Genomic DNA, 11,280 nt, shown 5'->3' with positions numbered 1-11,280 from the left:
TGCATACGCGTTACGCACCCGTGCGCCGGTCTCTGGCAGTGCAAGCACCGCCATACCCCTCGACTTGCATGTATTAGGCCTGCCGCTAGCGTTCATCCTGAGCCAGGATCAAACTCTCCATTGTAAAATGTTGTGTTTGAATCTCTGACTATTTTGTTATTCTAAATAGTCTTATTATTCTAATAAAAATTGTCTGTTAGAATTAGACTTAAGAAACATCGAGACCACATGTACTTTGTGTACTAAATGTTTGCCTCGCTGCGTTGTATAAAAATGATATCCTTTTAATGAACTTTTCGATTTAACCTCTCGGCAATCTGTTATATCTTTAAGCTTGTTTTGTATCGGCCTTAATGCTCCTCAACTCCTCTCGCTTATTTCAATCTTTCTTTTGTTTTGTCCTTCCGACATCCGTCGGTGAACTTCCCGTTTCGTTTGGGATTGCAAAGGTAGAAACTTCTTTTTGATTTCCAAGAAAAAAATTTTATTTTTTTTCTTTTCCCTTTCTGCCTTTCAAACTCCCCTTCCGGGTTTTCCGTTCCTTCCGAAGCGGGTTGCAAAGGTAGAAAACTTTTTCGTTTCCCGAAAATAAATTTTAAAATTTATTTTCCCTTTCTGCTATTCAATAGATTAACGCTCTTTGTTCAATAATAGCCTGCCTAAGCCAGCTATCCATGTTTTCAAATCCTTTCAATCTTTAGCCCCCTTCCTTCCGAAGCGGAGTGCAAAGGTAGAAATTGTTTTTTAATCTAAAAACAACAGAACAATAAAATTTCGTTATTTTTAGTAAGTGTATGATTTACAACAAGAAAAAATGGGATGCAATTTCTCGCACCCCATCTCCAATCATTAAAAGCCCTCTTCAAGCTAGTACTGTCCAATGCTTAACAACACCAAGGTACATGCTTCTACAGGCTCTATTCCATGTTCCTTGAGCGCTTGTTCCAATGCGGGATTCTCGGTTCCAGGATTAAAAATTACGCGTTTGGGTTTGGTTTGCAGGATATAACCATAATAACTATTCTGCAAAGCCGGACCTATATATAAGGTAATGGTATCTATGTCGGTGTAAATCTGTCCGGGCTTTTCTATTTCTACGCCTGCAACCTTTCCATGTTTAATTCCTATGTTCACAATCGGATGCCCTTTTGCGGTTAGCTGCTGTGCGGCACGGTAGGCATACCTATCTTCATTTGGGGTAGCGCCTATAATCAGTGTCTTCTTCATGTCTTTCATGTATGGCTTGGTTTAAATGATATAAATAGGTTATTAAAACTTTAACAATAAGGCTACTTGACCGGCATGGTACGCATGATGTTGCACCAGACCATTGATCAGTTCGGCATTGTTCACGCCGGTGCCCAAGGTTGGATTACGCTCATCTTTTGTTGCGGCATCCCATTGATGGCTGCCCAGTTGGCCACAAAGGGCAATCAATTTTTCATTCGCCACCTTAAATCCATTCAAGATCCGTTCCCATTCCTCGGCAGAATTTTCGTTCGGAACAGGCCAATCGCCAAGTGCCGGTTCCTTAGCCGGATGGCCATTTATCCTAGCTATTGTTTCTTCGGTCCAAGCCGTTAAATGCAACGCCAGCTCGGCAATAGAATGCGCATCGGGAATGGGATGGGTAAAAACCTTTTCGGCATTGGCTGCCCTAAGCAAATCGAGCGTATTGCTTCCATGCCATGGATCGCCATTATAAGCCTTGCTAAGTTCGTCTGCTAAATTGATCATAAACTATTAACGTTTACGAAGATGAATTGTTTAAAATGGCATTGGCACAATTGATCCCATCTATCGCCGCCGAAACAATCCCTCCGGCATAACCGGCACCTTCGGCACAAGGATACAAACCCTTAACCTGCGGATGCTGGTAGTTTTCCTTATCGCGCGGAATACGAACCGGTGAAGAGGTACGGCTTTCCACACCTACCAGTATGGCCTCGTTGGTATAATAGCCTCTCATTTTCTTACCGAACAAGGGCAACGCGGCTTTTAGGCTCGACGCTACAAAGTCGGGCAGGATATTATCCAGCATTACGCTTTTGGTTCCCGGTAGGTAAGAGTTTTTAGGAAGCGAGATCGAAAGCTTGTTTTCTACAAAATCGACCATGCGTTGGGCGGGCGCCACCAAATGGCCTCCACCGGCTTCAAATGCCAAGTGTTCTATTTCCGACTGGAAGTTCAACATCCGCAAGGGGTCGTAGCCCTGCACATCGTCGAGCGTAACCTGAACCACCGTACCCGAGTTGGCAAAGGGGTTGTTTCTTTTGGAAGGCGACCAGCCATTCACCACAATTTCATCCAAACCTGTAGCGCATGGCGCAATGATACCTCCGGGGCACATGCAGAACGAGAATACGCCTCTGGCCTTTACCTGTTCTACCATACTATAATAGGCTGGTGGCAAAAACTCGCTTCTCACATCGCAATGATATTGGGCACTGTCTATAATCTGTTGGGGATGCTCAATCCTTACGCCGAGCGCAAAGGGCTTAGCCTCAATCAGGATGTTCTTCTGGTTGAGCAACTCGTAAATATCCCTAGCCGAATGGCCGGTTGCCAGGATGACCGAATCGGCAAGCAGCTCCTGGTCTTGGTTAACCACAATGCCCTTAACCTCGCCATTGGCTAAAATCAGGTCGGTAAGCTTGGCATCAAACAGCACTTCTCCTCCGGCCTGGAGGATGGTTTCCCTGATGGCCGTAATAATTTGTGGCAGCTTATTGGTTCCGATATGAGGGCGGGCATCAATTAGGATATCTTCAGTTGCGCCATGCGCCACAAATAGTTGCAATACCTTATTAATATCGCCACGCTTGTTGGAACGGGTGTAGAGCTTGCCATCAGAATAGGTCCCTGCCCCGCCCTCGCCATAGCAATAATTAGATTCGGTGTTGACTAGGCCTTGCTTATTGATGGCGGCCAAATCGCGCCGACGCTGCTTCACGTCCTTGCCGCGTTCTACCACAATGGGCTTCAATCCGTTTTCGATGCATTGCAAGGCCGCAAAAAGGCCAGCCGGACCAGCGCCTACAATGATTACGCGCCTGGTATCCTTCACTTTAGGATAGCTTGCCAGTTTTTCTGGTACCGGTGCTTCTTCATTAATATAGGCCCGAACCTGCAAACGGTATACCACGCCCCTCCTCGACCGGGCGTCGATAGAGCGTTTCAGCACCTGGTGGTGCCTGATCGTGTCTGCTTTAACGTTTAGGGCTTTAGCCAATTGAACCAGAATAGCTGCTGGATTGCCCACCTGTTCTGGGACAATGGTAATTTCGATTTCTTTTTGCATAAAGGCTAGCCGGGTTTTTATCCCGAATAATACAAAATTACTAAATTGATAGCTAATTATCTATACATCCTGAACCAGGTTACGGCTTATCTCTCCCAAATATGCTATCTTTTTACTACCTTAGTTTGAACCTGTTACAATTGGGGATATGGCAACTTGTCAGCAATTTGTCTTCTTTAGTAACAAGGTATGGATATTGCTATCTAATTTGAAATAGAAACCTAAAAACAAAATAACAAAATGAAAAACGTAGTAATAGGAATAGTCGTAGTTGTGGCTTTGTTAGCTTTAATTGGCGGATGTGGTTATAATGGTCTTGTAAAATTAGACGAAGACGTAAAAACCAAATGGAACCAGGTTGAAACCCAGTATCAACGCAGGGCCGATTTGATCCCTAACTTGGTGAGTACCGTTAAAGGCGCGGCCAAATTTGAGCAGGGCACTTTAACTGCGGTAATCGAAGCTCGTTCAAAAGCCAGCCAAATTACGGTTGACCCTAACAAGCTTACCGAAGAGAACATCGAAAAATACCAGGCGGCACAAGGCCAGATTAGCCAAGCACTAGGCCGTTTGATGGTATTGACCGAAAACTATCCGGAACTAAAAGCTACCGATCAGTTCAGGGACTTGTCTGCCCAATTGGAAGGCACCGAGAACCGCATTACCGTTGCCCGCAAGGATTTTAACGAATCGGTACAGGTTTACAATACCAAAGTAAGATCGTTCCCTAATAATTTAACAGCAGGAATGTTCGGTTTTAGCCCTAAAGCAGGCTTCAAAGCCGATGCTGGCGCCCAAAACGCTCCTAAAGTAGAATTTTAGTTACCGACCCAACATTTTAGGGTAATGCCTGTTTTAAACCAAAACACGCATTACCCTTTCTTATAAAAATACACACATGCCTCTTTTCAGTACACAAGAACAAGAACAGATAGCCAACGCCATAGCCGAAGCAGAAAAAGCAACCTCGGGCGAAATAAGGATAGCCGTTGAAAAACATTGCCATGGTAGTGCCATAGAACGGGCCACTCAATATTTTGCAGAACTGGGCATGGACAAGACCTCGCACCATAACGGCGTATTGATTTATCTGGCTCACGAAGACCATAAATTTGCCATCATCGGCGATCGCGGTATCGACAAACTGGTACCCGACGATTTTTGGGAAACCGCACAAGTGGCCATGAAAGCACATTTCATGAGTGGCAATTTGGCAGATGGCCTGATTGCGGGAATTTCTTTGGCAGGCGAAAAACTGGCGCTGTATTTTCCTTATCAAAATGGCGATGTCAATGAGCTGCCTAACGATATTGTATTTATAGACCAGGCAGAAAAAACCACCAAATGAAGAAACTCATCATCTTTTTTGTCTTAGCATTAAGCTATCACCTTGGTTTTACCCAGGATTTTCCGGCTAAGCCCACTACCTTGGTCAACGATTATACCCAAACCCTAACCGTCGAACAAATTGCCAATCTAGAACGAAAATTGGTTGCTTTCGATGATTCTACCTCCAACCAGATTGCGGTTGTGATCGTAAAATCGGTGGGCGATTACGACATTAACGAGTATGCGTTGGAACTGGGCAGGAAATGGGGCGTTGGCGGCGACAAAACGAAAAACAATGGCGTTGTACTTTTAATCGCCCTGGGCGATCGGAAGCTTTCCATCCAAACAGGCTACGGTCTTGAAGGTGCTTTACCAGATGTATACACCAAACGGATCATTGAAAACGACATCAAACCCTACTTTAAGGACGGCGATTACTATCGTGGCATTGATGTCGGAACCAATTCGATCATCTCGCTCATCAAAGGCGAATACAAAAACACCAATCCCAAAGCTAAAACACCTGGTGGCAAAGGCACAGCAGGTATCATTGTGCTGATTATCATTGTTGTTATCTTTCTCATCATTCGCAAAGGCGGAGGCGGTAATGGCAGTCAGGTGATTGGCGGCAGAGGCGTTGCTGATGCGTTTTTCTGGAGCATGCTCTTAGGTGGAGGCCGCGGCGGCTCTGGTGGCGGAGGATTTGGAGGAGGTTTCGGCGGGGGCTCTGGCGGAGGTGGAGGATTTGGAGGCTTCGGCGGAGGCAGTTTTGGCGGTGGCGGCAGCAGCGGCAGCTGGTAGTGTTTAGTTAGGCCTCAACAACCGCTTTAACGTTACAACCCTAAACCATTACAATTTTACAGTGCTCAACATGTACAGAAGAGACCTCATTACAGCAGAAATAGAAAAACTTGCCCAGGTTTTGGCTCGTATCATAGGTCTTAAGCAGGATGGCGATTTTGTGGCTTCCGATGAGCTCCTGCAACAAACATTGGCTTCGAGCTTTGGCCTAAAACCAGAAACACTGTACGCTTCAGAACCCGATGCCTTTGGACTTTGGCTCGAACAAAGCGATTGGCCCGCCGAGAAATTGGATATGCTGGGTCAGTTTCTGTTCAATGAAATCGATCCGAATGGAGAACCTTTGGCCAACAAACTTTTGGCCACCAGGCTTGTCCTCGTTTATCAAACATTGGCAAGCAAACATCATACAGTGCATTTGGCCAATTTGAAGCGGCAAGATAGTATACAACAATACCTATAACAAACATGGAAATCTTAAAGTGGCAGAAACTCGCCTCAAAATACCTGGTTAGAGAAAAATGGGCAACTTTGCGCGTAGACACCTGCAAGCTGCCCAACGGAACGGTGAAAGACGATTATTATGTACTCGAATACCCAAATTGGGTAAACGCGATTGCCCTGACCAAGGAAAATAAAATCATTATGGTGCGCCAGTACCGCTTTGCGGCAGAGATCGTTTCGCTCGAAATTCCGGGTGGCGTAATAGACGATGGCGAAGATCCCGAAACAGCCATCAAGCGCGAGCTGCTGGAAGAAACAGGCTACAGTTTCGAAACCTGCGAACTGATTGCAACGCTTTATCCCAATCCGGCAACCTCCACCAACAGAACTTTTACCTACTTGCTAACCGGAGGCACAAAAACGCACGAACAGCATTTGGATGAGCACGAGATTTTAAACGTAGAAGAATACACCATTGAAGAAGTCAAGCAATTGCTGGCCGACAACAAAATAGACCAGGCGCTCCACGCGGCCGCACTTTTTTATGGCTTGATGAAAATTTAGTATTGCGAATAGCGTAATGTGCATTGCGAAGAAGTGAAACGCTGAGTAAGCCACAGCTTAACAAATCGCCCGATGCAATGCGAATTACAAATCCGCAGTTATTATGTTGGTCCGGAAATGTTTTCCGGACCAACATAAACCTGTCAACTTATGGGTAATTATACTACTTACCAACCGGCGGATGTTTCTCTTTGAGCATCTGCAGCATAGCCGGGAAGAAATCTTCAAATTTGGTATATTTTTTCCCCTCTCCGTAATTATCAATAATAAATGGCACCAGATCTTCTACATAAATAAAATCGCTGGCCGTTTCTCTGGCAACCTGCCTTTTAAATTCTCTCTCGGTACGATACTTTTTGTATAGGCTTCCTACAATTGCCCTGACCATATTTTCGTTGAGGCAATATTCCCACGAACCGATGCCATTTCGTTTCATGCCCTCATCGTCTTTGTTATAGAGATAAGCCATTGCGTCGATCTCTTTTTTGTACTTTTTAAAAGAAGGCTCTAAAAATATATGGCTTCCTTCGTGCCACACCAAATAATCGAAACCTTTGTATTCGAAAAAAGGCTTGTCGGCCACAGTTGATTTGGTATTGAAATAACCCGTATTGTACACAACCATATTGCTGAACTGTGGATTGATGTTTTTAGTGGTAATGGCATGCGAACCCCAGCTGTTTAGCGGATCGATACAGATGTACCAGGTTACATCAGTGTTAAAGCCGTAGAATTGCTGCAGCTGCTGCATGGTACCGCTATCGCTTACGTTTTGTTTAATGCCTTGCCCCCATTCTTCGTACTGTTTGGCATGAGCCTGATAAAAATCCCAAAACTTGGTATCTCTAAAAAAATCCTTGCACAGCCTGATATACTCCAGCACATTTTCCTTGCCATAGTTTTTATACCAGTTCAGTTCTTCGGTAGGCTCGTAAATCCTGATGTTCGGAAAATCGCTCATGGTCCAACCCAGTTCCGTCAAATCGGTATAAACCTTGTTAAAGCTTTTTACCTTAAGCACTGCCGGATGCTCCTTGTATTTGCCAAAATAATCCATCACTTCTTTGCTATAGGCAGACGGATTGGGTGCTGGAAATTTGTCGGCCAGGATTTGGACAATGGTAAACAGCTCTACGCCGGGATGAACCTTAACAATCAGTTTTTGTTGGGCTCGTGCACTGCTCATCAGTAAAAAAGCAAGTGCCAATAATTTGATCTTTTTCATTCGATTGGTTTTTTGGGCAAAGATGTATGCCCTGCCCCAAAGCAACCCGCTTAAATTGACCAACCGACCAAATGTATTGACCAACGCCTTAATCGAATAACAACCCATGTCTTTGCCGGTTTGTACCTAAAAAAACGGCGTTGGTGTATTTTGCTCGTCCAATTGGTTAATTGATGATATATTTGGCTGATGCAGAAAAAATACAAAATCGGCTTGCATGTACTGGTGTGGACAGTGTTTCTTTTAAACGATTTACTGCCCAAATACTTTAGCAAGGCTTACCGGTCTTATAGCAACGATATCAATTCTTTTGCGCTTTTTGCCAAATACCTTGGGGTAAACTTGGGCTATTTGTTTTCGGGCATCGTTGTTTTTTACGGCGTGGCTTATTGGATCGCGCCCCTGGCTTTCAGACACAAAAAATGGATCCAAAGCATTTTAGCCACCCTTGCCCTTTGTATTTTTATTGTCGGCTACCGTTATATAATCGAATTTTGGGTGCTCAAGCCCTATTTGGATTTCGACAATTACTTTGGCAATATCCCCGAAACTTCCTGGTACATCAAAAATGCCTTGCTCTATTCTTTATATAGTTACTTCAGTTATGGCCTTATTTTTTTCTTCATCAACGAATGGTACATCAGCAATCGCAAAAAGAAGGAACTGGAACAGGAAAAAATAACCACAGAGCTAGCCTTCCTCAAATCGCAGATCAATCCGCACTTTTTGTTCAACACCTTAAACGATATTTATGCCCTCACCTATCGCCGTTCTGACGATGCCCCTGCAGCCGTACTCAAATTATCGGCCCTGCTGCGCTACATGCTCAAGGAAAGCGACGAGCAATTGGTACCGTTGGATAAGGAAATCGGCTACCTGCACAACGTGATCGAACTGCATAAAATTGGCCAAAAGGGAAATGCCTATATCGACTTTAAGGTAGAAGGCCATACCGAAGGCCTAAAAATTGCACCGCTCATCTTGATCAACTTTGTTGAAAATGCCTTTAAGCATGGCGTATTCGACGATCGTGAAAACCCCATACAAATCCAGATGGGTATTACCGGCCAGCACATGGTCTTCAAAGTTTTCAACCTCAAAAACCACCACCAGAAAGACAAGACCGGTGGCATAGGACTTAGCAACGTGCAAAGAAGGCTTAGCCTCATTTATCCGCAACAACATACGCTGGACATTGGCGATGAAAACACTACATTTACCATTATACTTCAAATCAACTTGCAATGATCAGGTGCCTTATCATAGACGACAAGCCGTTGGCCATCGACATCCTCACCGATTATGTAAGCCAAATCTCCTTTTTAACGCTGGTACATAGCACCACGCATCCCTTGGAAGCCCTGCAACTGATCATGGACGAAAAGATAGATCTTGTTTTTTTGGATATCCAGATGCCCCAGCTCACAGGCATACAGCTGATGAAGATTGCACAAGGCAAATGCAAGGTTATTTTAACTACCGCTTACGCCGAGTATGCCTTAGACGGATTTGAGAACGACGCCATCGACTACCTGCTCAAGCCCATCGCTTTCGAACGTTTTTACAAAGCCGTACAAAAAGCGAAAGAGGTATTGGAAAGAACAGTTCCAACAAATACCAGCTTGCCCTTGTCCAATGCCAAGCCAGCCGACTACATTTTTGTACGGAGCGAGTACAAATTGGTAAAGATAGACCTCCACACCATTTTATATGCAGAGGGCCTGCAAAATTACGTCACTATTTATACCGAAACCGAAAAAATCGTTTCCTTGCAGAACATTAAAAAGCTGGAAGAGCAATTGCCATCTGCACAGTTTGCCCGCGTACACAAATCATATATCGTGGGCATAGGCAAGATCAAAAGCATAGAACGCAATCGTATTTTTATAGGCAGCGAAGTCATTCCTTTGGGCGACGCCTATCGGGAAGCTTTTTACAAACAGATCGAACCCAAGGGCTCCTAAACAAAAAGCCCCGTTCTGATATAGAATCTGAACGGGGTTTCTGTTGAATTATAATTTCCCAATATATATTAACTCATCTTCAGTTTTTTCTGGATATCGTTAACGTAAGCTTTGAACTTCTTATCCGTTTCGATCAGGTCTTCTACCGTTTGGCAAGCATAGATTACGGTAGAGTGATCGCGTCCGCCAAAGAAAGCCCCAATGGTTTTAAGCGAAGATTTGGTATGGCTTTTCGACAAATACATAGAAATTTGACGAGCCTGTACAATTTCGCGCTTACGGGTTTGCGATTTCACCATGTCAACCGGCACCTCGAAATATTCGCATACCAGTTTCTGGATATACTCCATCGAAATTTCTTTCGAAGTGTTTTTGATGAAGTTCTTCAGCATCTGCTTGGCCAAGGCCAAATCGATGTCTTTTTTGTTCAGGGTCGATTGCGCCAATAGCGAAACCATGGCACCTTCCAGCTCACGCACATTGTTATCGATGTTGTGCGCTACATATTCGATCACCTCTCCCGGCAGTTCGATGCCATCGGCATACATCTTTTTCTTCAGGATGGCAATGCGGGTTTCCAAATCAGGGATCTGCAAGTCGGCCGAAAGCCCCCATTTGAAACGGCTCAACAGGCGCTCTTCCAAACCGGCCAGATCTTTAGGTGCCTTATCAGAGGTTAGGATTACCTGTTTGCCCGATTGGTGCAAATGGTTAAAAATGTGGAAGAAGATATCCTGGGTTTTTTCTTTGCCTGCGAAATTGTGTACATCGTCCATGATGATAACATCCATGGCTTGGTAGAAGTTCACAAAATCGTTGATTGTATTATTCTTTAACGAGTCGACAAACTGTTGGCAGAACTTTTCGCACGACACATAAATCACCAGTTTATCGGGCATGTTGCGCTTGATCTCGTTGCCAATGGCTTGCGCCAGGTGGGTTTTGCCCAAACCTACGCCACCATAAATCATCAGTGGATTGAACGAGGTACCTCCAGGTTTTGCGGCTACGGCATAACCGGCAGAGCGAGCCAAGCGGTTGCAATCGCCCTCAATGTAATTATCGAAAGTATAGTTCGGATTTAACTGCGGATCTACGTTCAGCTTTTTAAGGCCTGGTATAATAAAAGGGTTTTTAATGTCTTTATTAATAGCTACCGGGATGGGCATCGATTGGATCTTTGCTTCAGCGCCATTTCCGTTAGAAGGCATGTTGGTGGTGTAGGGAGAACCCGAGTTAGACGACTTGTCTACTACGATGTTATATTCCAGTCGGCCCTCATCTCCCAATTGCTTCTTTACCGTTTTGCGAAGCAAGCCAACATAGTGTTCTTCCAACCACTCGTAAAAGAATAAACTAGGCACTTGTATGGTTAAAACTTTGCCTTCCAATTTAAGTGCTGATATCGGTTCGAACCAGGTTTTGAAACTTTGGTTCGGAATGTTATCCTTAATAATTTGAAGACAGTTCTTCCATACTTCTGTACAAGTTTTTTCCATTGTAATTCTGTAATTTGTTGGTTTTCAGTTCTAAGAAGGGCATTACGGATGTGCCCTTTCGAGACATCGAATATTCAAAAAATTATCAACAAAAAAAACAAAATTTTGAATTAATTTGTAAGTACTTCATCAGCAGTAGCATAAACTAGTTAA

General features: G+C 44.2%; 12 protein-coding genes and 1 rRNA gene. 7 read left to right on the top strand and 6 right to left on the bottom strand.

Features of this window, described 5'->3' with window-relative positions; translation table 11 throughout:
- From JHD69_RS02360 to JHD69_RS02345, 4 genes are all read right to left on the bottom strand, one after another.
- Positions 1-124: ribosomal RNA gene (locus JHD69_RS02360) — 16S ribosomal RNA — on the bottom strand; the annotation flags it as partial.
- Between the two features lie 743 nt (positions 125-867).
- On the bottom strand, positions 868-1,227 hold the full coding sequence (locus JHD69_RS02355) for a CoA-binding protein (RefSeq protein WP_199136962.1): 360 nt from the start codon (positions 1,225-1,227) through the stop codon (positions 868-870).
- Positions 1,228-1,269: 42 nt separating this feature from the next.
- On the bottom strand, positions 1,270-1,737 hold the full coding sequence (locus JHD69_RS02350) for a DinB family protein (protein WP_199136960.1): 468 nt from the start codon (positions 1,735-1,737) through the stop codon (positions 1,270-1,272).
- A gap of 13 nt (positions 1,738-1,750) precedes the next feature.
- Entirely contained in the window at positions 1,751-3,301 is a 1,551-nt protein-coding gene (locus tag JHD69_RS02345) for an NAD(P)/FAD-dependent oxidoreductase (protein WP_199136958.1), read from the bottom strand.
- A gap of 240 nt (positions 3,302-3,541) precedes the next feature.
- On the opposite strand from JHD69_RS02345, the gene JHD69_RS02340 reads away from it, so the two are divergent.
- The 5 genes from JHD69_RS02340 (at position 3,542) to JHD69_RS02320 (ending at position 6,439) form a co-directional block, all read left to right on the top strand.
- Positions 3,542-4,123 (top strand): LemA family protein, encoded by a 582-nt coding sequence (locus JHD69_RS02340; RefSeq protein ID WP_199136955.1) that lies wholly within the window; start codon positions 3,542-3,544, stop codon positions 4,121-4,123.
- 76 nt (positions 4,124-4,199) lie between these two features.
- Positions 4,200-4,649: a TPM domain-containing protein gene (locus tag JHD69_RS02335; protein WP_199136953.1), complete on the top strand. Its 450-nt coding sequence runs from the start codon at positions 4,200-4,202 to the stop codon at positions 4,647-4,649.
- Complete coding sequence (locus tag JHD69_RS02330; RefSeq protein WP_199136951.1) at positions 4,646-5,431, top strand: TPM domain-containing protein; 786 nt, start codon at positions 4,646-4,648, stop codon at positions 5,429-5,431. The genes JHD69_RS02335 and JHD69_RS02330 overlap by 4 nt, the downstream gene beginning before the upstream one ends.
- Positions 5,432-5,501: 70 nt before the next feature.
- On the top strand, positions 5,502-5,894 hold the full coding sequence (locus JHD69_RS02325) for a hypothetical protein (RefSeq protein ID WP_199136949.1): 393 nt from the start codon (positions 5,502-5,504) through the stop codon (positions 5,892-5,894).
- A gap of 5 nt (positions 5,895-5,899) precedes the next feature.
- Positions 5,900-6,439 (top strand): NUDIX hydrolase, encoded by a 540-nt coding sequence (locus JHD69_RS02320; protein ID WP_199136947.1) that lies wholly within the window; start codon positions 5,900-5,902, stop codon positions 6,437-6,439.
- A 163-nt stretch (positions 6,440-6,602) separates the two neighbouring features.
- Here the strand turns inward: JHD69_RS02320 and JHD69_RS02315 are convergent, their stop codons facing one another.
- Positions 6,603-7,664, bottom strand: coding sequence for a DUF4932 domain-containing protein (locus JHD69_RS02315; protein WP_199136945.1), 1,062 nt, complete (start codon positions 7,662-7,664; stop codon positions 6,603-6,605).
- A 189-nt stretch (positions 7,665-7,853) separates the two neighbouring features.
- On the opposite strand from JHD69_RS02315, the gene JHD69_RS02310 reads away from it, so the two are divergent.
- Both JHD69_RS02310 and JHD69_RS02305 read left to right on the top strand, forming a co-directional pair.
- Positions 7,854-8,912 (top strand): sensor histidine kinase, encoded by a 1,059-nt coding sequence (locus JHD69_RS02310; protein ID WP_199136943.1) that lies wholly within the window; start codon positions 7,854-7,856, stop codon positions 8,910-8,912.
- Positions 8,909-9,628: a LytR/AlgR family response regulator transcription factor gene (locus tag JHD69_RS02305; RefSeq protein WP_199136941.1), complete on the top strand. Its 720-nt coding sequence runs from the start codon at positions 8,909-8,911 to the stop codon at positions 9,626-9,628. The genes JHD69_RS02310 and JHD69_RS02305 overlap by 4 nt, the downstream gene beginning before the upstream one ends.
- Before the next feature lie 68 nt (positions 9,629-9,696).
- On the opposite strand, the gene dnaA is transcribed toward JHD69_RS02305, so the two are convergent.
- A complete protein-coding gene (gene dnaA / locus JHD69_RS02300) occupies positions 9,697-11,127 on the bottom strand; it encodes a chromosomal replication initiator protein DnaA (protein ID WP_199136939.1) in 1,431 nt (476 codons plus the stop codon).
- Positions 11,128-11,280: the final 153 nt, after the last annotated feature.

It is taken from the genome of Pedobacter sp. ASV12 (genome assembly GCF_016429155.1).
Taxonomy (GTDB): domain Bacteria; phylum Bacteroidota; class Bacteroidia; order Sphingobacteriales; family Sphingobacteriaceae; genus Pedobacter.
The sequence above is the reverse complement of the archived record's forward strand: the minus strand, read 5'-3'. Positions and strand labels throughout refer to the sequence as shown.

Excerpts from the sequence above, each read along its gene's own strand:
- JHD69_RS02355 (WP_199136962.1), bottom strand. The coding sequence starts at position 1,227 with ATGAAGAAGACACTGATTATAGGCGCTACCCCAAATGAAGATAGGTAT.
- JHD69_RS02350 (WP_199136960.1), bottom strand. The coding sequence starts at position 1,737 with ATGATCAATTTAGCAGACGAACTTAGCAAGGCTTATAATGGCGATCCA.
- JHD69_RS02345 (WP_199136958.1), bottom strand. The coding sequence starts at position 3,301 with ATGCAAAAAGAAATCGAAATTACCATTGTCCCAGAACAGGTGGGCAAT.
- JHD69_RS02340 (WP_199136955.1), top strand. The coding sequence starts at position 3,542 with ATGAAAAACGTAGTAATAGGAATAGTCGTAGTTGTGGCTTTGTTAGCT.
- JHD69_RS02335 (WP_199136953.1), top strand. The coding sequence starts at position 4,200 with ATGCCTCTTTTCAGTACACAAGAACAAGAACAGATAGCCAACGCCATA.
- JHD69_RS02330 (WP_199136951.1), top strand. The coding sequence starts at position 4,646 with ATGAAGAAACTCATCATCTTTTTTGTCTTAGCATTAAGCTATCACCTT.
- JHD69_RS02325 (WP_199136949.1), top strand. The coding sequence starts at position 5,502 with ATGTACAGAAGAGACCTCATTACAGCAGAAATAGAAAAACTTGCCCAG.
- JHD69_RS02320 (WP_199136947.1), top strand. The coding sequence starts at position 5,900 with ATGGAAATCTTAAAGTGGCAGAAACTCGCCTCAAAATACCTGGTTAGA.
- JHD69_RS02315 (WP_199136945.1), bottom strand. The coding sequence starts at position 7,664 with ATGAAAAAGATCAAATTATTGGCACTTGCTTTTTTACTGATGAGCAGT.
- JHD69_RS02310 (WP_199136943.1), top strand. The coding sequence starts at position 7,854 with ATGCAGAAAAAATACAAAATCGGCTTGCATGTACTGGTGTGGACAGTG.
- JHD69_RS02305 (WP_199136941.1), top strand. The coding sequence starts at position 8,909 with ATGATCAGGTGCCTTATCATAGACGACAAGCCGTTGGCCATCGACATC.
- dnaA (WP_199136939.1), bottom strand. The coding sequence starts at position 11,127 with ATGGAAAAAACTTGTACAGAAGTATGGAAGAACTGTCTTCAAATTATT.